This is a genomic window from Bradyrhizobium symbiodeficiens (assembly GCF_002266465.3).
Taxonomy (GTDB): domain Bacteria; phylum Pseudomonadota; class Alphaproteobacteria; order Rhizobiales; family Xanthobacteraceae; genus Bradyrhizobium; species Bradyrhizobium symbiodeficiens.
Map to the genome: position 1 here is coordinate 3,048,665 of NZ_CP029427.2, position 24,075 is coordinate 3,072,739.

The 24,075-nt window shown below is 64.6% G+C and carries 19 protein-coding genes; 15 read left to right on the top strand and 4 right to left on the bottom strand.

Features of this window, described 5'->3' with window-relative positions:
* Window positions 1–81 precede the first annotated feature (81 nt).
* Window positions 82–375, bottom strand: coding sequence for a hypothetical protein (locus CIT39_RS13910; protein WP_094974784.1), 294 nt, complete (start codon window positions 373–375; stop codon window positions 82–84).
* 280 nt (window positions 376–655) lie between these two features.
* On the opposite strand from CIT39_RS13910, the gene cysS reads away from it, so the two are divergent.
* The 4 genes from cysS to CIT39_RS13930 all read left to right on the top strand — a co-directional run bounded on the left by cysS (window position 656) and on the right by CIT39_RS13930 (window position 4,736).
* The gene (gene cysS / locus CIT39_RS13915) at window positions 656–2,038 is read left to right on the top strand and encodes a cysteine--tRNA ligase (RefSeq protein ID WP_094974783.1); all 1,383 of its coding nucleotides are present in this window, start codon (window positions 656–658) and stop codon (window positions 2,036–2,038) included.
* A gap of 115 nt (window positions 2,039–2,153) precedes the next feature.
* Window positions 2,154–2,645, top strand: coding sequence for a GNAT family N-acetyltransferase (locus CIT39_RS13920; protein WP_162308495.1), 492 nt, complete (start codon window positions 2,154–2,156; stop codon window positions 2,643–2,645).
* Complete coding sequence (gene cimA / locus CIT39_RS13925) at window positions 2,642–4,240, top strand: citramalate synthase (RefSeq protein ID WP_094974781.1); 1,599 nt, start codon at window positions 2,642–2,644, stop codon at window positions 4,238–4,240. Before CIT39_RS13920 ends, cimA begins: the two co-directional genes overlap by 4 nt.
* Before the next feature lie 118 nt (window positions 4,241–4,358).
* A complete protein-coding gene (locus CIT39_RS13930) occupies window positions 4,359–4,736 on the top strand; it encodes a VOC family protein (protein WP_094974780.1) in 378 nt (125 codons plus the stop codon).
* Between the two features lie 4 nt (window positions 4,737–4,740).
* Here CIT39_RS13930 and CIT39_RS13935 read toward each other — a convergent pair whose 3' ends face one another.
* Complete coding sequence (locus CIT39_RS13935; RefSeq protein ID WP_162308496.1) at window positions 4,741–5,346, bottom strand: LOG family protein; 606 nt, start codon at window positions 5,344–5,346, stop codon at window positions 4,741–4,743.
* Between the two features lie 201 nt (window positions 5,347–5,547).
* On the opposite strand from CIT39_RS13935, the gene CIT39_RS13940 reads away from it, so the two are divergent.
* From CIT39_RS13940 to CIT39_RS13955, 4 genes are all read left to right on the top strand, one after another.
* The gene (locus CIT39_RS13940) at window positions 5,548–7,503 is read left to right on the top strand and encodes an ABCB family ABC transporter ATP-binding protein/permease (protein ID WP_094974778.1); all 1,956 of its coding nucleotides are present in this window, start codon (window positions 5,548–5,550) and stop codon (window positions 7,501–7,503) included.
* A gap of 78 nt (window positions 7,504–7,581) precedes the next feature.
* Entirely contained in the window at window positions 7,582–8,280 is a 699-nt protein-coding gene (locus tag CIT39_RS13945; RefSeq protein ID WP_094974777.1) for a phosphatidylserine decarboxylase, read from the top strand.
* A 79-nt stretch (window positions 8,281–8,359) separates the two neighbouring features.
* Window positions 8,360–9,244: a CDP-diacylglycerol--serine O-phosphatidyltransferase gene (gene pssA, locus CIT39_RS13950; protein WP_094974776.1), complete on the top strand. Its 885-nt coding sequence runs from the start codon at window positions 8,360–8,362 to the stop codon at window positions 9,242–9,244.
* Between the two features lie 120 nt (window positions 9,245–9,364).
* A complete protein-coding gene (locus tag CIT39_RS13955) occupies window positions 9,365–10,084 on the top strand; it encodes an RraA family protein (protein ID WP_162308497.1) in 720 nt (239 codons plus the stop codon).
* A 2-nt stretch (window positions 10,085–10,086) separates the two neighbouring features.
* Here the strand turns inward: CIT39_RS13955 and CIT39_RS13960 are convergent, their stop codons facing one another.
* Window positions 10,087–10,380 (bottom strand): hypothetical protein, encoded by a 294-nt coding sequence (locus CIT39_RS13960; RefSeq protein WP_094975097.1) that lies wholly within the window; start codon window positions 10,378–10,380, stop codon window positions 10,087–10,089.
* A 298-nt stretch (window positions 10,381–10,678) separates the two neighbouring features.
* On the opposite strand from CIT39_RS13960, the gene CIT39_RS13965 reads away from it, so the two are divergent.
* From CIT39_RS13965 to CIT39_RS13995, 7 genes are all read left to right on the top strand, one after another.
* Complete coding sequence (locus CIT39_RS13965) at window positions 10,679–11,452, top strand: motility protein A (RefSeq protein WP_094974774.1); 774 nt, start codon at window positions 10,679–10,681, stop codon at window positions 11,450–11,452.
* 22 nt (window positions 11,453–11,474) lie between these two features.
* Complete coding sequence (locus CIT39_RS13970) at window positions 11,475–12,302, top strand: OmpA/MotB family protein (protein WP_094896445.1); 828 nt, start codon at window positions 11,475–11,477, stop codon at window positions 12,300–12,302.
* Window positions 12,303–12,475: 173 nt separating this feature from the next.
* A complete protein-coding gene (locus CIT39_RS13975; protein WP_162308498.1) occupies window positions 12,476–14,374 on the top strand; it encodes a potassium transporter Kup in 1,899 nt (632 codons plus the stop codon).
* 140 nt (window positions 14,375–14,514) lie between these two features.
* Window positions 14,515–16,443, top strand: a complete 1,929-nt coding sequence (locus CIT39_RS13980; protein WP_094974773.1) for a potassium transporter Kup — start codon at window positions 14,515–14,517, stop codon at window positions 16,441–16,443.
* Window positions 16,444–16,600: 157 nt separating this feature from the next.
* Complete coding sequence (locus CIT39_RS13985) at window positions 16,601–16,927, top strand: rhodanese-like domain-containing protein (protein WP_026202463.1); 327 nt, start codon at window positions 16,601–16,603, stop codon at window positions 16,925–16,927.
* A gap of 7 nt (window positions 16,928–16,934) precedes the next feature.
* Window positions 16,935–18,116 carry an aminotransferase gene (locus CIT39_RS13990; RefSeq protein WP_094974771.1) on the top strand — a complete coding sequence of 394 codons (1,182 nt, stop codon included), beginning with the start codon at window positions 16,935–16,937 and terminating at the stop codon, window positions 18,114–18,116.
* A 2-nt stretch (window positions 18,117–18,118) separates the two neighbouring features.
* The gene (locus CIT39_RS13995; RefSeq protein ID WP_094974770.1) at window positions 18,119–19,231 is read left to right on the top strand and encodes a polyamine ABC transporter substrate-binding protein; all 1,113 of its coding nucleotides are present in this window, start codon (window positions 18,119–18,121) and stop codon (window positions 19,229–19,231) included.
* Between the two features lie 177 nt (window positions 19,232–19,408).
* Here the strand turns inward: CIT39_RS13995 and CIT39_RS14000 are convergent, their stop codons facing one another.
* Window positions 19,409–23,938 (bottom strand): autotransporter domain-containing protein, encoded by a 4,530-nt coding sequence (locus CIT39_RS14000; RefSeq protein WP_094974769.1) that lies wholly within the window; start codon window positions 23,936–23,938, stop codon window positions 19,409–19,411.
* Between the last annotated feature and the right edge of the window lie 137 nt (window positions 23,939–24,075).

The following is a 24,075-nucleotide window of genomic DNA, read 5'->3' on the forward strand; positions in this document are numbered from 1 at the left end:
TCCCATAGCCGCTTCCTGCGGCATCGTCACGTCGTTTCGGGGGCCAAGGGACCGGCCTAAGCTGCGCCAGTGCCGAGTAAATTAGCGCTGGCAGGTGATTGCGACATATTCGTCGCAATGGCCATGAGAGCAATTTGTGCCGGATTTGGGGACAGAGCCGGTAATTTCGTCGGGATCGACCCGGCGATAGCTTGATGCCTGGGCAAAATCTCGTGACTGGCAATAGGTCCGGGCGACGGAGGCCCCGCATTTCTCACCCTTGGCCAGGCACTGGTCGCCGTAACCGTTGGCGATGATGAAGACGCGGGTCTCGGCGCAGGCGCCGGATGCGGCGAGGATCGAGGCGCTGAAAATGAGCGCGAGCAAGGATCGCATGAAAATACCGAGAGGCAAAAAGGTGGAACAATCCGGTTCCAGAATGGGCTCAAATAGTTAAGGATATGAACTATCGGACGTCCGTAGTCCGGGTGAATGGCGTTTCGCGCGGCTCCCTTGACGCAGGGGCGCCTGTTAGCCCATATGTTCCGCATGAACGGTCTCCTCGCCATTTGCTTCATTTGCGAGATTACGAGCTAGCGATTCGCTGGCTGGAGCCGTCTTTTCTCAAACACGTTGAGAGACCTGGACGCCCGGCCAACAGCCGACGGGTATCCATATGGAATTGCGCCTTTACGATACGCTGAGCCGGGAAAAGCGCACCTTCGTGCCGCTCGATCCCAAGAACGTCCGCATGTATGTCTGCGGACCGACCGTCTACGACTTCGCCCATATCGGCAATGCGCGGCCGGTGATCGTGTTCGACGTGCTGTTTCGGCTGCTGCGCCACCTCTATGGCGAGGCGCACGTCAAATATGTCCGCAACATCACCGACGTCGACGACAAGATCAACGACCGCGCCGCGCGTGATTTTCCGGGCCTGCCGCTGAACGAGGCGATCCGCAAGGTCACCGAGCAGACCGGCGAGCAGTTTCACGCCGATGTCGATGCGCTGGGCTGCTTGCGGCCGAGCGTCGAGCCGCGCGCGACCGAGCACATCGGCGAGATGCGCGAGATCATCGAGCGACTGGTCAAGGGCGGTTTTGCCTATGTCGCCGAGGACCACGTGCTGTTCTCGCCGCAGGCGATGAACGCGGCCAATTCGACGCTGCCGCGCTATGGCGCGCTGTCGAAGCGCTCGCTCGACGAGATGATCGCCGGCGCCCGCGTCGATGTCGCGCCTTACAAGCGCGATGCCACCGATTTCGTGCTGTGGAAGCCGTCCAAGCCCGGCGAGCCGTCATGGCCATCGCCGGCTGGTATCAAAGCTGAGGGGCGTCCGGGTTGGCACGTCGAATGCTCGGCCATGGCCTGGAAGCACCTCGGCGAGCATTTCGACATCCATGGCGGCGGCATCGATCTCGTGTTTCCGCATCACGAGAACGAGGTCGCGCAGACCTGCTGCGCCTTCCATCGGGAGCGCATGGCGAGTTACTGGATGCACAACGGCTTCCTGCAGGTCGAGAGTGAGAAGATGTCGAAGAGCCTCGGCAACTTCATCACGATCCATGAGCTGCTCGCGGACTGGCCGGGCGAGGTGCTGCGCCTGAACATGCTCAAGACGCACTACCGCTCGCCGATCGACTGGACCATGAAGTCGCTGGAGGAAAGCGCGAAGACGCTCGACGACTGGTATCGTGTTGCGGCTGACGTTGCGCCCGGCGAGCCGGCCGCGTCGGTGGTCGAGCCGCTGATCGACGATCTCAACACGCCGCTGGCGATTGCAGCGATGCATGGCCTGCGTGGAGGTGACGTGGGCGCTCTGGCGGGCTCGTTGCGCCTGCTCGGATTCCTGTCCGAGAGTGCTGCGCAATGGGAAGGCCGTAAGCAGCAGGCGAGTGGCGTCGATCCCAAGGAGGTCGAGGGCCTGATCGCGGAGCGGACGGCGGCCCGTAGCCGCAAGGACTTCAAGGAATCCGACCGCATACGCGATCTACTCGCTGCGATGGGCGTTGCGATCAAGGACTCCAAGGACGGCACCACTTGGGAGTTTTCGCGATGAAGCGGCCCGACACGCCTTTTCCGCGGCACTGGATCTATTACATCGCGCTGAAGGTCCTGCTGCTCGCGGGCGCCGTGGCGCTGGTGCTCAAGCTCTATGGGATGTGGTGAGGACGATGGGACAGACTTTGCCAAAGCCCGGCCTGCGGCCGTTCCTGCCAGATGACGTGCCGGTGCTCGCGGCGATCTTCACCGCCAGCATCGAGGAACTCACCGGCGAGGACTACAACGAGGCGCAGCAGCAGGCCTGGATGGCGGCGGCGGAAGGCGAAGAGTTCGGCAGGCGGCTCGCGTCCGATCTGACGTTGATCGCGACGATGGAAGGATCGCCCGTCGGCTTCGCCTCGTTGCGCGGCGCCGATCACATCCAAATGCTCTATGTGCATCCGGCTGTCGTCGGGCAGGGTATCGCGACCATGCTCGTCGACGCGCTGGAGAAGCTCGCCGGCGGTCGCGGTGCGGCCAGCCTCTCGGTCGATGCCAGCGATACCGCGCAAGGATTCTTCGCCAAGCGCGGCTATGTCGCCATGCAGCGCAACAGCATCACCGTCAACGACGAGTGGCTCGCCAACACCACCATGAAGAAGACGCTCGGAGCGGGGCAATGAGCAAAGAGCGCCTTTATCTGTTCGACACTACGTTGCGCGACGGCGCGCAGACCAACGGCGTCGATTTCACGCTGACGGACAAGCAGGTCATTGCCGCGATGCTCGATGACCTCGGCATCGATTATGTCGAAGGCGGCTATCCCGGCGCCAATCCGACCGACACCGAGTTTTTCGGCACCAAGCCCAAGCTCGCCCATGCGCGCTTTACGGCGTTCGGCATGACGCGCCGGGCCGGGCGCTCGGTCTCGAACGATCCCGGCGTGGCCGGACTGTTGGAAGCGAAGGCGGACGCGATCTGCTTTGTGGCGAAGGCATCCGCCTATCAGGTGCGCGTCGCGCTGGAGACGACCAAGGAGGAAAATCTCGCCTCCATCCGCGACAGCGTCGCGGCCGCGAAGGCCGCCGGTCGCGAGGTCATGCTCGACTGCGAGCATTTCTTCGACGGCTACAAGGAAGATGCGAGCTTTGCGCTCGCTTGCGCGAAAGCCGCCTATGAGGCCGGCGCGCGCTGGGTGGTGCTGTGCGACACCAATGGCGGCACCATGCCCGACGAGGTCGAGGCCATCGTCACCGAGGTGACGAAACACATCCCCGGCGATCATGTCGGCATCCACGCCCATAACGACACCGAGCAGGCGGTGGCCAATTCGCTCGCCGCGGTGCGTGCCGGCGCACGGCAGATCCAGGGCACGCTGAACGGCCTTGGTGAGCGCTGCGGCAACGCCAATCTGTGCTCGCTGATCCCGACGCTGAAACTGAAGCAGGCGTTTTCCGACGCCTTCGAGATCGGGGTCACGACGGAGAAGCTGGCGACCCTGGTCAAGGTCTCGCGCACGCTCGACGACATGCTCAACCGCGTGCCGAACCGGCACGCTCCTTACGTCGGCGAGAGCGCCTTCGTCACCAAGACCGGCATCCATGCGTCCGCGGTGCTGAAGGACCCGCAGACCTACGAGCATGTGCTGCCCGAGACGGTCGGCAACCACCGCAAGGTCCTGGTCTCGGACCAGGCCGGGCGGTCCAACGTCATCGCCGAGCTCGACCGCGCCGGCATCCCTTACGAGAAGAGCGATCCGAAGCTGACGCGCCTCGTCGAGGAGTTGAAGGAGCGCGAGGCGGCCGGCTACGCCTATGAATCCGCCAACGCCTCGTTCGAGCTGCTGGCGCGCCGCACGCTCGGCAAGGTGCCGCATTATTTCGAGGTCGAGCAGTTCGACGTCAATGTCGAGCAGCGCTACAATTCGCATGGCGAGCGCGTCACCGTCGCTTTGGCCGTGGTGAAGGTCGACGTCGCCGGCGAGCATCTGATCTCGGCTGCCGAAGGCAACGGTCCCGTCAACGCGCTCGACGTTGCCATGCGCAAGGATCTCGGCAAGTACCAGAAATACATCGAGGGCTTGACGCTGATCGACTACCGCGTGCGTATCCTCAACGGCGGCACAGGCGCGGTCACGCGCGTCCTGATCGAGAGCGAGGACGAGAACGGCGACAGCTGGACCACGGTCGGCGTCTCCCCGAACATCATCGACGCCTCGTTCCAGGCGCTGATGGATTCGGTGATCTACAAGCTCGTGAAGTCGGGCGCGCCGGCGTGAGAAAGATGTAGCCCGGATGAGCGAAGCGATATCCGGGACGGTATATGCCGCGCCGATAGACTTTCCCGGATGTCGCTTCGCTCATCCGGGCTACGAGCGGTAGGGGAAGGGCGGGACCATGATCGACCACATCTCCGTCGGCGTGAGCGATCTCGATCGCTCCGCTCGCTTCTACGAGGCCGCCCTGGGAGCGCTCGGACTCGCGCGTCTCGTCACCCGACCGCGGACCGTCGGCTTCGGCAAGGCCTATCCGGAGTTCTGGATCAATCTGCGCGAAGCCATGCCGCCAGTCGCCCCCGAGAGCGGCGTGCATATCTGCCTGCGGGCGAAGACGACAAGCGAGGTCGATGCGTTTCACGCCGCAGCGCTGTCCGCCGGCGGCGCCTCGGACGGTGCGCCCGGCATCCGTCCGCACGATCGCGTGCGCTACTACGCGGCGTTCGTCACCGACCCCGACGGTAACCGCATCGAGGCGGTGACGTTTCCGGCAGAGTAGGGCGCTACAGCTTGCGCGCCACTTCCGGCGCGAGATCGCGCTGGCTGTCGGGGATCTGCGCGGCCGCGGCGCGGAGCCGCGGGACGATCTCCTCGATCTTGTCCGCCTTCAGGATATCGACGGAAAGACCGGCGCGGATGAACTGGGTCTGGCGCATGTGGGAGACCAGCGAGAACAGTGGCTCCCAGAAATTGTCGACATTGGCGAGCAGCACCGGCTTGGCATGGCGACCGAGTTGCTGCCAGGTCAGCTGCTCGACCAGCTCCTCGAGCGTGCCGAGGCCTCCGGGCAAGGCGACGAAGGCATCGGAGCGTTCGAACATCAGCCGCTTGCGTTCGTGCATGTCGGGGGTGACGACCATCTCCTGCACGCGCGTCAGCGCGTTCTCGCGCATCCGCAGGAAGTCGGGGATGATGCCGGTGACGGTGCCGCCGTGATCCAGCACCGAGGTTGCGACCGCCCCCATCAGGCCGAGCGAGCCGCCGCCATAAACGAGGCGGATTTTGTTGTCCGCCAGCGATTTGCCAAGCGCCTTCGCCGCTTCGATGAAGTTGGGATTGGTTCCGGGGCCGGAGCCGCAATAGACGCAGACGGTTTTGATCGTGCTCATTGGTGCCATGATGCATTGCAGCGAAGAGGCGTCAAGCCCAATCGGTGATTCGATACTCCCGGGAATTTACCGGTAAATGGCGACAAACAATCGAAGATTCGCCATCTGGCGGGGTGCGTTCGCCTTCGGAAGCTTCTATATGACGAGCGAAATCGTTAATCGCAACGCAGCCCGCATTCGGTGGGCTTTCAGGCTGTTTTGATGAATCCTTCCCATTCGCCCCATGGCTCGGAGGCGCCCGAGCCGGCCGGCGGACCGCTGGAACGCGCCACGCTGATGGGCACTCTGGCGCATCTGTGGCCCTATATCTGGCCGGGCGACCGCTTCGACTTGAAGATGCGCGTGGTCTGGTCGATGGTGCTGCTGCTCGCCGCCAAGCTGATCACGCTCACGGTTCCCTTCAGCTTCAAATGGGCGACCGATGCGCTGACCGGCGCCAACACGGCGCCGGTGCAGGCGGACAATTGGCACCTCTGGGTGATCGCCTCGCCGCTGTTGCTCACCGCGAGCTACGGCGTGATGCGGATCGTGATGGCGGTGTTGACGCAATGGCGCGACGGCATCTTTGCCCGCGTGGCCATGCATGCGGTTCGCAAGCTTGCGACCATCACCTTCATTCACATGCACGAGCTCTCGCTGCGCTTTCACCTCGAGCGCAAGACCGGCGGCCTGACGCGCGTGCTCGAGCGCGGCCGCGAGGGCATCGAGGTCATCGTGCGCATGGTGATCCTCCAGCTGATCCCGACCATCGTCGAGGTCTCGCTGCTGCTCGCGGTGCTACTGTGGCAGTTCGACTGGCGCTACGTGGTCGCAACCCTGATCACGGTGACGGTGTACATGTACTATACCTATGTCGCGACGGAGTGGCGGATCGGCATCCGCCGCAAGATGAACGATTCCGACACCGAGGCGAACACCAAGGCGATCGACTCGTTGCTCAACTACGAAACCGTCAAATATTTCAGCGCCGAGGCGCGCGAGGCGCAGCGCTATGACAAGTCGGTCGCTCGCTACGAGGAGTCGAGCATCCAAGCCTATACGTCGCTCGCCGTCCTCAACACCGGACAGGCGGTGATCTTCACGCTGGGGCTGACTGCAACCATGCTGATGTGCGCGATCGGCGTCCGCAACGGCACCAACACGGTCGGCGATTTCGTGCTGGTCAACGCCATGATGATCCAGCTCTACCAGCCGCTGAACTTCATGGGCATGGTCTATCGCGAGATCAAGCAGGCGATCATCGACATCGAGAAGATGTTCAATGTGCTGGGCCGCGAGGCTGAGATCAAGGATGCGCCCGATGCCAGGCCGCTGGTCATCTCTGCCGGCATCGTTCGTTTCGAGGACGTGCGCTTTGCTTATGAACCGGCCCGCCCGATCCTCAAGGGCATCAGCTTCGAGGTGCCCGCCGGCAAGACCGTCGCCATCGTCGGCCCTTCGGGCGCAGGCAAGTCGACCATCTCGCGCCTTCTGTTCCGCCTCTATGACATCTCCGGCGGCAAGATCCTGATCGACGGCCAGGACATCCGCGCGGTGACTCAGGATTCACTCCGTGCCTCGATCGGCATGGTGCCCCAGGACACCGTGCTGTTCAACGACACCATCCGCTACAACATCCGCTACGGTCGCTGGGACGCCAGCGATGCCGAAGTCGAGGAGGCGGCGAGCCTTGCGCAGATCGACCGTTTCATCCGCATGGCCCCGAAGGGCTACGAGACCCAGGTCGGCGAGCGCGGGCTGAAACTCTCGGGCGGCGAGAAGCAGCGCGTCGCGATCGCACGCACCGTCTTGAAGGCGCCGCCGATTCTGGTGCTGGACGAGGCGACCTCGGCGCTCGATACCCATACCGAGCACGAGATCCAGGGCGCGCTCGACCGCGTGGCGAAGAACCGCACTTCGCTGGTGATCGCGCACCGGCTCTCGACCATCGTCGGGGCCGATGAGATCATCGTGCTGGACCAGGGCCGCATTGCCGAGCGGGGGACCCACGCCCAGCTGCTCGCGCATGGCGGTCTCTATGCCAGCATGTGGAACAGGCAGCGTGAGGCGGAGGCTGCCCGCGAGAAACTGGCCAAGATGGCGGATACCAGCGAGGCGCCCAACCGGGAGCCGCCGCCGGTCGACGACGCCCTGACGGCGCCTGCGGCAGCGGTGTGACCTTGTCTCCGGTCCCAACTCTGGCCTAAAGAGGCCCGCGCGACGACCCGCGCCATTAACCCCGAGCGGCAGATAGCGATGTCCATTCTCGATTCGATCCAGCGACAGATCCCGCCGATCCACAAGGAGGGCTATCCCTTCATCGGCGGCTTTGCGCTGGTAAGCCTCGTCCTGTTCTGGCTGTGGTCGCCTCTGGGGTGGATCGGCACGATCCTGACCGTGTGGTGCGCGCTGTTCTTCCGCGACCCCGTCCGTGTGACGCCAGTGCGCGAGGGGCTCGTGGTGTCGCCGGCAGACGGCCGCGTCTCGATGATCACCATGGCGCTGCCGCCGGCCGAGCTCGGGCTCGGCGACCGGCCGCTGCCGCGCATCTCGGTGTTCATGAGCGTGTTCAACTGCCACGTGAACCGCGCTCCGGTAGCGGGCAGGGTGGACCGCATCGCCTACCGGCCCGGCCTTTTCATCAATGCCGAGCTCGACAAGGCCAGCGAGGACAATGAGCGCAACTCGCTGGTGATCTCGACGCCGGCGGCGCGGATCGGCGTGGTGCAGATCGCAGGGCTCGTCGCCAAGCGCATCGTCTGCTTCGTCAGGGAGGGCCAGGCGATCGGCGCCGGCGAGCGCTTCGGCCTGATCCGCTTCGGCTCCCGGCTCGATGTCTATCTGCCTGTGGGGACCAAAGCGCTGGTCTCGGAAGGGCAGACCGCGATCGCCGGCGAGACGATCTTGGCCGATCTTGCTGGCGACGACCCCAGCCGCGCCTTCCGCGCCAATTGACCAGGCCTGGGGGGCCTCCCGCCCCAATGGCGGAGGGGGACGCGGCTTGCTATATCTCGCCTCGAGGTGAGGACCCGCGATGACGCCCTATGACTTCAAAGACCCCGATGTGCGCCGCCGGCGGTTCCGCCCGATTCCGGTGCGGATGCTGGTGCCCAACGTCATCACGCTGCTGGCGATCTGCGCCGGCCTGACCTCGATCCGCCTCTCGATCGAGGGGCGGATGTCGCTCGCCGTCTACGCCATCGTGTTCGCGGCCGCCCTCGACGGTATCGACGGCCGCATCGCGCGCATGATCAAGGGGCAGTCCAAGTTCGGCGCCGAGCTCGACAGCCTCGCTGATTTCGTCAATTTCGGCGTCGCGCCCGCGCTGATGCTGTATTTCTGGCAGCTGCACGAGCTCGGCAACGCCGGCTGGATCGCCGCCATGGTGTTCGCGATTTCCGGCGGCCTGCGCCTGGCGCGCTTCAATGCCACCATGGACGATCCGAACAAGCCGGCCTTCGCGGCCAATTTCTTCACCGGCGTGCCGGCGCCGGCCGGCGCGATCACCGTGCTGCTGCCGATCTATGTCGCGTTCCTCGACCTCGGCCGCTGGCCCGCCGCGCTGACGGCAGCCTATACCCTACTGATCGCCTTCCTGATGGTGTCGCGCCTGCCGGTGTTCTCCGGCAAGACCAAGCGCATGCGCGTGCCGCCGGAACTGGTGCTGCCGGCATTCGTCGCGGTGATCGTCTTCATCGCGCTGCTGATCGCCTATCCCTGGCATGTGCTGTCGATCGGCACGGTACTGTATCTTCTCGCTTTGCCGCTCGGCTACAAATCCTATCGCGACCAGGCGCGCGCGATGCAGGCGACCGGGCCCTCGGGAGGCGAAGTCACCTCGCCGCCATCGGCACCGACGCTGGCGAATTTATCGGAGCCGCCCGACGACGACGACGACCGGCCCGGACGGCTGCACTGAGCGGCGGCACGCGGATATCTGCCATGAGGCCCCCCGAGTTGGGTTGAGACCCGATCTCGGCTATATCGCCCTGTGACGGCGGCATCGCGTCAATCAGCCGCCAATCTGGGAGAGAACGCCGTGACCGAAAAAGCGACCGGGCCGCTGCCCGCTTCCGTCCTCGAAGCGCTGGGCCGCTACGACACGCCGACGATCTGCAATGCCATGGAGATCGTGGCGCCCGAGCGCCGGCTGATCGGTTACACCACCAAGCAACTGGTCTGCCCGTTTCCCGACCTGCCACCGATCGTCGGGTATGCCCGCACGGTCGCGATCCGCTCGGTGCTGAAATCCTCGCTGCCCGCCGAAGAGCAGTCGAAGCGCCGCATCGAATATTACGAATATGTCGGCACCGGCCATGGTCCGCGCATCTCGGTGATCCAGGACATCGACGGCCCCGATGTCGGCTACGGCGCGTTCTGGGGCGAGGTGCAGAGCAACGTCCACAAGGCGCTCGGTTGTCTCGGCGTCATCACCGACGGCTCGATCCGCGACATCCCGCAATGGGCCCCTGGCTTCCAGGCGCTGGCGGGCTCGATCGGCCCGTCGCATGCCTGGGTGCATGCGGAGAGCTTTGGCGGCGAGGTGCGCGTTGCCGGCATGACCGTGAAGTCCGACGATCTGATCCATGCCGACCAGCATGGCGCGATCGTGATTCCGCTCGACATTGCGGCGAAGCTGCCAGAGGCCGCCGAGCTCTGCGGCCGCCGCGAGACGCCGATCCTCGAGATCGCCCGCAGCCCCGACTTCTCGCTGGAGAAGCTGAAGGCCGCACTGAAGCGCTCGGCGGAGATTCACTGAGCTTACGGCGATGATGCCTGCCGAGGGCCGCCCTGTTCGGTCAGAAACAGTGCGGCCTGATCGGGCTCACCGAGCACCGCGGCGGCGCATCCGATCAAGGTGAAGCCGCCTGCGAGATCCCACAGCGTGATGTCGTCTGCGCTGTGGGTGCTGTGAATCAATCGCGCTGCAATCACGGCGAACGCTGCTTCGACGAAGAGCAAAGCGCTGAATGCCGGCAGGACGAGTTCCGGCTCGAGCAGGTGAAGCGCCAGCACCGCCGGCACCGCGGTGAGAAGACTGAACAGCGTCAACATTGCGATGGCTCCCGCCACGGGCATGCCGCGCTGCTACATGACAGCAAACGATCCACGGCTTCGATGTGGCGCAGGGCCGCAGCCGCAGCGCGTCCTGTTGCGGCCGACATGGTTAGCGAACGGTTGAAATTCCTATCGCCGGGCGGCAATTCGGCGCTCGCAAGCGCGGCTACCACGCTGTCCGAACTTAACCTTTACGCGGCTTTAAGGGCGGCGCTCTAGGGTTCCTGATGCGGTTCGGGGTTGGGCCGCGCCAGCGGCCAGGATGGCCGTTGTTGCGTACGCGTTGGAGTATGCCATGGACATTATGACAGGCGCCGGACTCGCGGGCGGATTAGCCGTTATTGTGGCCATGGTGCTGATGGGCGGCGATCTGCACATGTTCATCAGTGAACATGCGATGATCATCATCTTTGGCGGCTCCGCCGCCGCGACCATGATCCGTTTTCCGCTGTCGGTGCTGATGCACGGCCTGCCGCTCGGAATGAAGTTTGCCTTTACGATGAGCCGGCTGTCGGCGCACGACCTGGTGGACGAGCTTGCCCGCATCGCCGAGATTGCCCGCAAGCAGGGACCGGTGGGACTGGAGAAGGTCGAGACCGACGAGCCGTTCCTCGCCAAAGGCATCCGCTACGTCGCCGACGGTTACGACCTCGATTTCATCAGAGACAATCTGGAACGCGATCGCGACAATTTCCTGTTGCATCTCAACGAAGGCAGCAAGATCTACCGCGCGGTCGGCGACTGCGCGCCCGCGTTCGGCATGATCGGAACGCTGATCGGCATGGTGCAGATGTTCTCGAACATGTCGGATCCCTCGAAGCTCGGCCCCTTCATGGCGACCGCGCTGCTGGCCACGCTCTATGGTGCGCTGGTCGCGAACCTGATTTGTCTGCCGATCGCCGACAAGCTGCACACCAAGCTGATCGACGAGGAAACCAATCGTACGCTGATCATCGACGGCATTCTGATGATCCGCGATTCCAAGAGCCCGACCTTGGTGCGCGAGATGCTGCTGGCCTATCTGCCCGAGAAGCATCGCCATGCCGAAGGCGAGCCGGTTCCGGCGTAGCGACTGCGCCGGGGTCTGACCGATGGCAAAGAAGAAGCGCGAAGAAGCACACGGCGGCCATGGCTGGTTCGTGACGTTTGCCGATCTGATGGCCTTGCTGCTGGCGTTTTTCGTGATGCTGGTCGCGTTTTCGACCCAGGACGCCAATAAGCTGAAGATCGTTGCGGGCTCCATGCGCGAAGCCTTCGGCGTCCAGAGCGAAGCCCGTTACGCCGGCATCATCGAATCCGACGGCCTGCCGACCCGCGCGCGGCTGAAGAACGTCGACCACATCCAGCCAGAAGAGTCGTCGAACACGCCGACGCCGGATCAGGAGGATCACGACAAGACGTCGGGCGCGAGGATGAAGGTCGACCGGAATTTCGCGCTGGCCGCCGCCTCGCTGAGGCAGGCGCTACAGGACATGCCGGAACTGACCGAGATATCCAAGCACATCATGTTCGAGGAGACCAAGCAGGGCCTCAACCTGGAGATCGTCGACCAGGACGGCCGTTCGATGTTCGCCGACGGCTCCAAGGTGCCCTATGATCGCACCCGCCGGCTCGTCGAGAAGCTCGCGATCCCGCTCAAGGCCACGCCGCTGCGCGTCTCCATCGCCGGCCATACCGCGGCCGGCTTCGTGCCGAACCGCAGCGACTACGGCGCCTTCGATCTATCGGCCGACCGCGCCAATGCGGTGCGTCAGATCCTCGAACGCGAGGGCCTGCCGCCGTCTCACATCTTCGCCGTCTCCGGCAAGGCGGACACCCAGCCGCTGTTTCCCGACGATCCCTCGCTCGCGGCGAACCGGCGGGTGACCATCACCCTGATGCGCGAGGATCCGCCGCTGCCGCCGAATCTGAAGCCCTAGGCCTCTTGCGCTACCATCTTACCTGAGGCATGTCGTCACGCTGGCGACGAACGTGGCCGCGCCGTCACAGCATCCGTCTCGGCACCTGCTATGGTGATGGGCCGATTGACAGGCGCGGCGGAAGCGTCAAAAGGCGCCGGATCAATTCCAGGGAAGAAGCGTTTTCCACCTCCATGACGGCGAGCATCACACAGGCCGAGACCCAGGACGGGCCGGTCACCTCGGGCTTTTGGTCCCTTACGCTCGGGAGCATCGGCGTCGTCTTCGGCGATATCGGCACCTCGCCGCTCTACGCATTCCATGAGGCCGTCAGGGGCGCCGCCCATGGTGCGCCGGTCTCACGCGTCATGGTGCTCGGCGTGCTCTCGCTGATCCTGTGGGCGCTGCTGATCGTCGTCACCGCCAAATACGTCCTGCTGCTGCTGCGCGCCGACAACAACGGGGAGGGCGGCACGCTCTCGCTGATGGCACTCGGGCAGCGCGCACTCGGGCGGCGGAGCTGGTTTCTGCTCGCCCTCGGCGTGGTCGGCGCCTCCATGTTCATCGGCGATTCCATGATCACGCCGGCGATCTCGGTGCTATCGGCGGTCGAGGGCCTGAAGCTCGCGGCGCCCGCGCTCGAGCACTATGTCGTGCCGCTCACCGTCTTCATCCTGGTGCTGTTGTTCGCGGTGCAGAGCAAGGGGACCGCGCTGGTGGCCTCGGCCTTCGGGCCGGTGATGGTGGTCTGGTTCACCGTCATCGCCGTCATGGGGGCCGTCCACATCGCCGATGACCCGTCCGTGCTGGCGGCGATCAATCCCTATTACGCCGTGCAGTTCGTGCTGTCGCACGGCACGATCGGCCTCGTGACGCTCGGTGCCGTGTTCCTGGCGGTCACCGGCGGCGAGGCGCTCTATGCCGATCTCGGACATTTCGGCCGCAAGCCGATCCAGTCGGCCTGGATGTTCTTCGTGCTGCCCGCGCTCTTGATCAACTATTTCGGGCAGGGCGCCCTGGTGCTGTCCGATCCCAGCGCGATCGAACACTCGTTCTATCGCATGGTGCCCGAGAGCCTGGTGCTGCCGCTGGTCGGGCTTGCGACCGCCGCGACCGTGATCGCGAGCCAGGCGGTGATCACCGGCGCCTATTCGCTGGTCTATCAGGCGGTGCAGCTCGGCCTCCTGCCGCGCTTCGAGGTTCGCTACACCTCCGAGACTCACGCCGGCCAGATCTACCTGCCGCGGGTGAACCGGCTGCTGCTGATCGGCGTCATGCTGCTGGTGCTGCTGTTCCACACCCCCAGCAATCTGGCTTCGGCCTACGGCATCGCGGTCTCCACCACGATGGTCGCCGACGGCATCATGGGCTTCGTCGTGATCTGGAAATTGTGGAACTGGCGCGCCGCGACGGCTGCGGCCGTGATCGTGCCCTTCGTCATCGTCGATCTGAGCTTCTTCAGCGCCAATCTCCTGAAGCTGCTCGAGGGCGCCTGGGTGCCACTGTTGTTCGGCGTGGCCATGGCGGGAACGATCTGGACCTGGCGGAAGGGCTCCGGGATCCTGATTCAGAAGACGCGCCGGATCGAGGTGCCGCTGGACGATCTGATCCGCAGCCTGGAGAAGCGGCCGCCGCACGTCGTCAAGGGCACCGCGGTGTTCCTGACCAGCGATCCCGCCTTCGTGCCGACCGCGCTCTTGCACAATCTCAAGCACAACAAGGTGCTGCACGAGCACAACGTGGTCCTGACCATCGAGACCGCGCATACGCCGCGGGTCGACCTCGCGGAGCGGTTCCGCATGGAGAAGATCAGCGACAAGTTCTCGAAAGTCCGCCTGCGCTTCGGCTACATGGAGCAGCCGAACGTGCCCAAGGCGCTCGCGATCGCGCGCAAGCAGGGTTGGCAATTCGACATCATGTCCACGTCGTTCTTCGTGTCACGAAGATCGTTGAAGGCGTCGGCGCAGTCGGGCATGCCGCTTTGGCAGGACCATCTGTTCATTGCCCTCAGCCGGTCGGCCAACGATGCCACCGACTATTTCCAGATTCCCACCGGGCGCGTGGTTGAAGTCGGAACCCAGGTCACTATTTGAACGGAACTGGCCCATCCATGCGGAAATTGCATGGCAAGGACCCGGAATCGGGCTAGGCTATGCCAGCAGCGCAGGACTATAAGCCGCGCGCTCTTCCGCCGTTGTGCAGTGAAGCATTTTAGAGGCCATCGGGCTCTCCCATGACAAATGACATAGCGATTTCCGCCCCGGAAACGGCGGCGGCCAATGGGCATGGCGACGCCCACACGACCGCCGGCTTCGGGGCGCTGACGCTCGGCAGCATCGGGGTGGTCTATGGCGATATCGGCACCAGCCCGCTCTACGCGTTCCGCGAAGCGGTGATGGCCGCCTCGGGCGCGGAGGGGGTGCCGACGCCGGCTGCGGTGCTCGGCGTGCTCTCCCTGATCCTGTGGGCGCTGATCGTCGTGGTCACGCTCAAATACGTCGTGATCCTGCTCCGTGCCGACAACAACGGCGAGGGCGGCACGCTGGCGCTGATGGCGCTGGCCCAGCGCGCGGTCGGTACCCGCGGGGCGACTATCGTCCTGCTCGGCATCATCTCGGGCGCCCTGTTCTACGGCGACGCTGTCATCACCCCGGCGCTTTCGGTGCTGTCGGCGATCGAAGGCATGAAGGACATCACCCTGCACTTCGAGCCCTATGTCGTTCCGCTGACCGTGATCATCCTGGTTGGCCTGTTCGCCGTGCAGTCGCGCGGAACCGCCCGCGTCGCCGCCTTCTTCGGCCCGATCATGTGCGTCTGGTTTGCGGTCCTTGCCGTGGCGGCGATCCATCCGATCATCCAGCAGCCGCAAGTCCTGTACGCGCTGAACCCGCTCTATGCGGTCTCTTTCATGCTCCACCACGGCATCATCGGCTTCGTCACGCTGGGGGCGGTGTTCCTGGCGGTCACCGGCGCCGAGGCGCTCTATGCCGACCTCGGCCATTTCGGCAAGCGGCCGATCCAGACCGCCTGGCTGTTCATCGTGCTGCCGTCGCTGGCGCTGAACTATCTGGGGCAGGGCGCGCTCGTGCTCGGCGATCCCGGCGCCATCGTCAGCCCGTTCTTCCAGCTTTTCCCGCAAGGCTTTTTCCGCGGCTGCATGGTCGTGCTGGCTACCGCCGCAACGGTCATCGCGAGCCAGGCGGTGATCACCGGCGCCTATTCGCTGACGCGCCAGGCGATCCAGCTCGGCCTGCTGCCCCGCTTCGAAATTCGCCATACGTCGGAAGCCCATTCCGGCCAGATATTCATCCCGCGCATCAACCAGCTGCTGCTGGTCGCGGTGGTGCTGCTGGTGCTGCTGTTCCGCTCGTCCAGTGCGCTGGCGTCCGCCTACGGCATCTCCGTCACCGGGACCATGGTGGTCACGGCGATGATGGGCTTCGTGGTGATCTGGAAGGTCTGGCGCTGGTCGCCGCTCGCGGCCGGAGCGCTGATCGCGCCGTTCCTGTTCCTCGACCTCACGTTCCTGGCCGCCAACCTGCTCAAGGTGTTCGAGGGCGGCTGGGTACCGCTGGCGCTCGGCGCGCTCATGATCATTCTGATGTACACGTGGCGGCGCGGCAGCCGGCTGCTGTTCGAGAAATCGCGCAAGCTCGAGTTCCCGCTCGCCGATCTCGTCGCGATGCTGGAGAAGCGGCCGCCGCAACGGGTGCCCGGCACCGCCGTGTTCCTGACTTCGGACCCACTCAGCGCGCCAACCGCGCTGATGCATAGTCTGAAGCACTACAAGGTGCTGCATGAGAAGAACGTCATTCTCACCATCGAGACGGCGCAGACCCCGCGGATCGATCCGGCCGAGCGGGTCAAGCTGGAGCAGATCAGCCCGACCTTCTCCAAGGTGACGCTGAAGTTCGGCTTCATGGAATCGCCGAACGTGCCGAAGGCGCTGGCGATCGCCCGCAAGCTCGGCTGGCAGTTCGACATCATGTCGACCTCGTTCTTCCTGTCGCGCAGGACGCTCAAGCCCGCCGCCCATTCCGGCATGCCGCGCTGGCAGGACCGGCTGTTCATCTCGCTCAGCCGCTCCGCCAACGACGCCACCGACTATTTCCAGATCCCGAGCGGCCGGGTGGTTGAGGTCGGCACCCAGGTGACGATCTAGCCGGCCAGCCAACGCCGCACTTCAAGTCGCTGCGATTTAGCTTTAACTTGCGCTCCGGGGCTCAAGCCTTTGTAGCGCTTGATTTTCGTGAGCCGAGAGGCGAGGTTGCCGCCGGCCGGGACACGTCCGGCGGGCACGCGCGATGTTGGAGGTTGATGTGGCAAACCAGGTGCAGGATCTGACCCCGGACGAGGTCTCCAAGGGTGTCGCGGAGGGCCGCTATCTCCTCGTCGACGTGCGCGAGCCGAACGAGGTCGAAGCCGAGGCCTATCCCTACGGCGTCGTGGTGCCGCTCTCGACCTTCGATCCCAAGGCGATCCCGGATCCCCAGGGCAAGGACGTCGTGTTCGCGTGCCGTTCCGGAAAACGCTCGGTGACGGCCTCGCTCGCGGCGCAGGCGGCGGGCCTGCCTTACGACAAGCATCTGGCCGGCGGCATGCTGGGCTGGAAGGCGGCGGGCCTTCCCAGCAAGGTCGGTGGCTGACCCCGCGATGACGACCAAGAGCTCCTCGCTGAACAAGGTCTTCGCCGACCTTCCCGTCACCATCTTCGAGGCGATGTCGCAGGCCGCGCGCGACAACGCGGCCATCAATCTCGGCCAGGGCTTTCCCGACGATCCCGGCCCAGAGGACATCCGTCGCGCCGCGGCCGACGCCTCGCTGAACGGCTACAACCAGTACCCCTCGATGATGGGCCTGCCGGAGCTGCGCCAGGCGATCGCGACCCATTACGGCCATTGGCACGGGCTCAAGCTCGATCCGATGAGCGAGGTGATGGTGACCTCCGGAGGTACCGAGGCGCTGACCTCGGCGATCCTCGCGGTGGTCCAGCCCGGCGACGAGGTGGTCTGCTTCCAGCCGGTCTATGATTCCTATCTCCCGATCATCCGCCAAGCCGGCGGCATTCCGCGCCTGGTGCGGCTGGAGCCGCCGCACTGGCGCTTGAATGAGGACATGCTGAAAAGCGTCTTCAATTCAAAGACCAAGGCGGTGCTGTTCAACAATCCCTTGAATCCCAGCGCGGTGGTCTATCCGCGCGAGGATCTCGAGCTGCTGGCGCGTTACTGCCAGGAGTTCGACGTCATCGCGATCACTGACGAAGTCTGGGAGCACGTCACCTTCGACGAGCACAAGCACATCCCGCTGATCACCATTCCCGGCATGCGCGAGCGCACCATCAAGGTCGGCTCGGCCGGCAAGATCTTCTCGCTGACGGGCTGGAAGATCGGCTTCGTCTGCGCCGCGCCGCCGCTGCTGCGCGTCGCCGCCAAGGTGCATCAGTTCCTGACCTTCACCACCGCGCCGAACCTGCAGGCCGCGGTCGCCTACGGCCTCGGCAAGCCGGACGAGTATTTCCTGTCGATGCGCAAGGATTTGACGCGGAGCAGGGACCGCCTGACCAAGGGCCTGGAGAGCCTCGGCTTCCCCGTGCTGAAGTCGCAGGGCACCTACTTCCTCACCGTCGACCTGTCGCCGCTCGGGCTGAACGAGAGCGACACCGAGTTCTGCTGGCGGATCGTGAAGGACTACAAGGTCGCGGCGATCCCGGTGTCGGCCTTCTACGAGCAGGACCCGGTGACCTCGGTGGTCCGCTTCTGCTTCGCCAAGAAGGACGCGACCCTCGACACCGCGCTGGAGCGGCTGTCGGACGCGGTGCGCGGTCGCAAGAGGTAGAGATGACCAATGTCGGCCGCTTCGGGCTTTGCCTTGGTTTTGCGATCGCCGCCGCGCTGAATTTGCCTTCCGCTCCCGTGAGGGCCGAGGAGCGTGTCGTCAACTTCTACAACTGGTCCAACTACATGGCGCCAGATGTCCTCGAGGCCTTCACCAGGGAGACCGGCATCAAGGTGGTCTACGACACCTTCGATGCCAACGAGACGCTGGAGACGCGCCTGATGGCGGGCAAGTCCGGCTACGACGTGGTGGTGCCCACGGCCTATTTCCTGCAGCGCCAGATCAAGGCCAAAATCTTCCAGAAGCTCGACAAGGCGAAGCTGCCGAACCTCGCCAATGCCTGGCCGATGGTCACCAAGCATCTTGCGACCTATGATCCCGGCAACGACTACGCCGCCAACTATATGTGGGGCACGACGGGCATCGGCTATAACGTGGCCAAGCTGAAAGCGATCCTCGGGCCGGATGCCAGGATCGACAGCTGGGACATCGTCTTCAAGCCTGAGAACCTCGCAAAATTTAGAGATTGCGGCGTCCACATGCTCGACTCCGCCGACGACATCTTTCCGGCGGCGCTGAATTATCTCGGGCTCGATCCGAACTCGACCAAGCAGGCGGACCTCGAGAAGGCCGCCGATGTCGTCGCGAAAGTCCGCCCTTCCGTGCGCAAGTTCCACTCCTCCGAATATCTCAGCGCGCTCGCCACCGGCGAGATCTGCTTCGTGGTCGGCTGGTCCGGCGACATCATGCAGGCCCGCGCCCGCGCCGCGGAAGCCAAGAATGGCATCGAGATCGGCTTCGCCATTCCGAAGGAGGGCGCGCAGATGTTCTTCGACAATCTCGCGATTCCCGCGGACGCCAGGAACGTCAGGGAAGCCTACGAGCTGATCAACTATCTCTACCGTCCGGACGTCGCGGCCAAGAACTCGGACTTCCTGTCCTACGCCAACGGCAATCTCGCCAGCCAGAAGCTGGTCGATCCGAAGATTCTGAACGACAAGAACATCTACCCGGACGAGCCGACGCTCGCGAAGCTGTTCGTCATCACGGCGCGCGAGCCTGCGACCCAACGGATCATCAACCGGCTATGGACCAAGGTGAAGACGGGGCGGTAGGCGTTCGAGATCCCACCCGACAAACCAAATTCCGCAAAACAACCCCATGCACAGTAGAAACGCCACCTGCGGGCTGCCGGCGGTGGCGGTGCTTAAGTCGCACTCCGGCTTGGCTTAATTGACGCTCGGGCGCAACACCGCGCTAGTTGCCGACGCATCGCGAGAGCACAGCGCCATCTACCACTCGTACCGCACCGTGCCTTTACCCGTGTACGTCTGGGTGCTCTGCGAGAACTCGCCTTCGACCGTGCCTGCGAGCGACAGGCCGTTCTTCCATTTCATCTCGGCCCGGCCACCGACCAGCGCGGAGTCGGCCGCCGGTTTCGCGCCGTTGACCGTGAAGGCAGCGCCTGGGAGCGTTTGGAAGGCGGCGCTGACGAGCCGGCTGGTGTTGGTGTCGTGCGCCCAGGCGAGTCGGCCGCGCAAGGTCAGCGCGCCGTCATTGACGAGGAAGTGCTGGTCGGTGCGGGCGCCGAGCTCGGTGCGGACATTCGTCGTGTCCTGCGACGTGTAGGACAGCGCGAACTGGTTGCTGCCGACGATCGCGGTCTCGCCGTAGCCGGGGAGGTGGAAGGTCGTGACTTGTGCGGCCGCGTAGGGCGTCACGCCGAAACTGGAGGCGGGAACGGGTGCGAAGCGCCAGCCGGCTTCCAGGCGGCCCGAGAAGGTGCTGGCCTTGAAGTTGGCGGTAAGCTTGTCGGTGCCTGACACCGTTACGGTGCGATCGGTTGTGACGTCCTGCCAGCCATAGGCGAGGGCGGCCGAGAGATACGCCGGTCCGAACGAGTGGCGGGCATAGAGGCCGGCCTGGAACAGATCGGCACGGCCGCCGCCGAGGCTATTTGAGAGCGCAAAATTGTAGCCGGCTCCGCCGAGCGCAAAGCCGACCAGCGTATCCGGCGAGACGCGATAGTCGGCGCCGACCACGGTGCCGTAGATGCGGCTGGTGGTGGTGCTCGAACCTGTCGCTGCATTGCCATTCAAGGTACTGGCGCCGCCGTAGCCGGAGGCCCAGACGCCCCAGCGCCGGTCGATGACTTCGCCGCTCGCTTCGCGTGGCGTGACTGCGGCGTAAGCTTCGCGCATCTTGGCGTCGCGCGGGCCGGTGGACGCGTAGCCCAGCGTCCCGCCGTCGCCAGCGGCCCCGCCGCGCTCGCCGTCGCCGAGCGGGTCGAGCATGCCGACGAATTGCTGCATGGCGTTGAACGAGGCCTGCGTGCCGGCGGCGCCGGGCTGGCCGGAGACTTGGCCGAGCGCGCCGCTGAGTTGCGGCTGGCCCATGTTGAGCAGCGCATCGAAGCCGGCCGGCGGCGTCGCACCGCCTTCGACCGCCTTGTTGATGGCGCCGGCGACGCTGCTCTGGTTGGCGCCGGTGCCTGGCGGCACCACGATCGTGCCGGGATCGAGCACGAGATAGACGTTGTTCAGATCGTAGGTGAGGTGCGGATTGCGGGTGGGGCTGAAGCTGCCGCTCACGCTCAGCCCGGCGAACTGCGTTCCGCCAAGGCCGCCAGTCGCATTGAGAACGGTGTAGGTCTGGCTGCGGAAGCTGCCGGGGATCGCCACCGCCTGCACGGTGGCGCCGGTCAACGTCGCGGTGCCCGAGACGTTGGTCCGGTCGGCGGCTGTCGTCGAGACCTCGACTTTGTAGAGACTACCGGAACTGAAGGCGAGGTTGCCGCTGACGGTGAGGGTGCCCACGGAATTGCCCGGGGCGAGCGTGCCGCCGCTCGCAATCGTCGTGTTGCCGACGATGCCGGTGCCGCCGAGCGTGCCGCCGCTGTTCACGGTGAGGCTGCTGGAGGACGCAATCGAGCCGTTCACCGCCAGCGTGCCGCCGTTCACGATCGTGGCGCCGGTGTAGGTGTTGATGCCCGCCAGCGTCAGCGTGCCGGTGCCGACCTTGATCAGCGATGTTCCGGTGATGCTTCCGTCGCCGGTGAGCACGCCGGTAACGGTGGTCGACAGATTGTTGCCGCCAACCGTCAGCTCTGCGCCGTTGATGTCGAAGCGGCCGTCGCCGGCGATCGAGCCGGCGCTGATCCTGCCGTCGCTGCCCGGGCCGGGGGTGAAGAAGTTGATGACGGCGGTGGACGCGATGTTGACGAGCTGCGCGCTGCCGGGCGTCGAGTCGCCGTCGAACAGCACGTTGCCGCTGTTGATGATGACGGCGTTGCCGGCTGTGGTGTTGCCGTAGAACGTCAACTGATTGGTGTTGGTGATGGTGGCGTTGCCGGCCGTGGCGCTGGTGGCGAAGACCAGCTGCGCGTTGTTGGTGATGGCCGCATTGCCGGCCGTCGCATTGCCGTCGAACACCAGCATGCCGGCGGACACCGTCGCGCCGGAAAAGCTTGCGGCGCCGGTCAAGGTCAGCGTGCCGGCGCCGGACTTGGTCAGCGTGCTGCCGCTGACACCCTGGCTCAGGACGAAATTGTTGGTTGCGTCCGCAATGTCGAATGTACCGCCGCCGGCCCCCAGATTGACCGTGCGCGCGGAGGCGTTGAATGTCGTGCCTGATATCTGCAGGGTGCCGCCGTTGAAGGTCAGGCCGCCCGCGAGGTCGCCGAGATTGGCGTCCGAGGAGACGCTGACTGTTCCGCCGGCGAAGGTGGTGCCGCCGGTGTAGGTGTTGGTGCCTGTCAGCGTGAGCGTGCCGGTGCCCGTCTTCACCAGCGAACCGCCGGCTCCGCCGCTCCAGCCGCCATCGGCGATCACGCCGCTGACGGTGGTCGACAGATTGTTGCCGCCGACCGTCAGCGCGTTGGCGCCGAGATAAAAAGTGCCGTCGCCGGCGATCGAGCCGGCGCCGAGCTTATTGTCGCCGTTCGGACCGGTGCTGCCGGAGAAATCGAAGACGGCGCTCGGGTCGTTGTTGATCAGCTGCGCATTGCCCGCGGTCGCGTTGTCCCGAAAATAGGTCGTTCCGACGGAATTGTGGAAGGGGCCGCCGCCATTGTTGGTGATGACGGCGTTGCCGGCCGTGCTGGTGCCGTTGAAGATTAGATTATAGGTGTTGGCGATGGTCGCGCTGCCAGCCGTGCTGGCGCCCGCGAACGACATCGCAAGGTTGTTGGTGATGGTTGCGCTTGCCGCTGTGCTCGAACCGCTGAAGCCCAAGACGCCGTTGTTGGTGATGTTGGCGCTTGCCGCCGAGCTGGTTTGGTTGAAATCGATTGAGCTGGTGTTGGTGATGACGGCATTGCCTGCCGTGCTCGAACCGTAGAAGTAGATCATTCCGCTGTTGTTGATCGTCGCGCTGCCGGCGGTGCTGGCGTCGTAAAATAACGTGGATCCGGCGTTGGTGATGGTGGCGCTGCCGGCCGTGCTGGTGCCGCGGAAATTCAGCGTGCCGGCACTGCTGTTGATGTTGATGGTGGCGCTGCCAGCCGTGCTCGAGTTGTAGAAGCCGACGAAGCCGTAGGACCCGCTAATGATGTTGGCGTTTGCGGCCGAACTCGAGTCGTTGAAGCTAAGCTGGCCGTAGGTGTTGTTGGTGATGTTGGCACTGCCGGCCGTGCTCGTGCCGTAGAAGTATGTCAAGCCGGCGTTGTTGGTGATGGTCGCGCTTCCGGCCGTGCTGGTGTTGTAGAAATTCAGGTGATAGTCATTGTTGACGCTGGTGCTGCCGGCACTGGTAGCGTTGCGGAAGTTTGTGGTCCCGCTGTTCGCGATGCTGGTGATGCCGCTCGTGTCGGCGTTGACGACGTCGAATGTGGCTCCACTGCCGACGGCGACTGTCCCCAGAATGGTGCCGATGCCGCCGGCACTGCCAAGCTGCAATGTGCCGCCGTTGATCGTGGTGCCGCCGGTATAGGTATTGGCGCCCGACAGGGTCAGCGTGCCGGTGCCGGTCTTGACCAGCGATCCGCCGGCGCCTGAGATGAGGCCGCTGACCTCGGTCGAGGAATTGTCGGAGCCGACCGTCAGCTCATTGGCGCCGAGGTTGTAAGTGCCGGCGCCCGCGATCGAGCCGGCGCTCAGCCTGCCGTCGCCGTTCGGACCGGTGCTGTTCGAGAAATCGATAGTGCCTCCGGCGTTGTTGATAAGGGTGGCGCTTCCGGCCGTGCTGGCGGCGCGGAAATACAGATTGCCGCTGTTGGTGATGGTGGCAGTGCCGGCCGTGCTTGTGTCGATGAAATACAGATTTCCGTTGTTGGTGATGGTGGCGTTGCCTGCCGTGCTGGCGTCGTTGAAGTCCAGCTCGTTGGTGTTGGTGATGGTGGCGTGGCCCGCCGTGCTGTTGCTGAAGAATCCCAGGGTGTCGTTGTTGATGATGGTGGCGCTGCCGGCCGTGCTGCTGTTGAAGAAATACAGACTATTGTGGCTGGTGATGGTGGCGCTGCCTCCGTTGACGGTGATGCCGGCACCCGTGAAGGTCAACGGACCGTTGACGTAAAACGTGTAGTTCGAGGCGCCGGCATTGAAGGTCCAGCCGCCGACGCTGACGCTTGAAATCGCCAGGCTGGTGGTGTCCGAGCTGCCGAAGGACGCCGTGCCCAACGGCACGAAGCCGCTGTCCCAGTTGGAGGCGGTACCATAATCGTTGCTGCCGGGAGAGGTGAGCCAGATGCCATCCGACGCGGCGCGCGATGGGGTGGCCGGCAGCGCCCAGGCCAAGGCCAGCGCCGACGACGTCAGCAGGGCGGCCCGCAGGCGGCGGGTCGCTTTGAAATAATCTTTCCCCGTCTTCACAACGTCCCCCAACACGCAAGTCCCGAGTCCTCGACTGGATTCTTCGCATCGGGGCGGAGGGGTGTCCTGATAAGGGCGTAGCTACTTTCTGAAAGTTTCTGATATTTCCGTTTCAGGCCCGATTTTTGGGCATTTCCGGTAGACTTCGACTA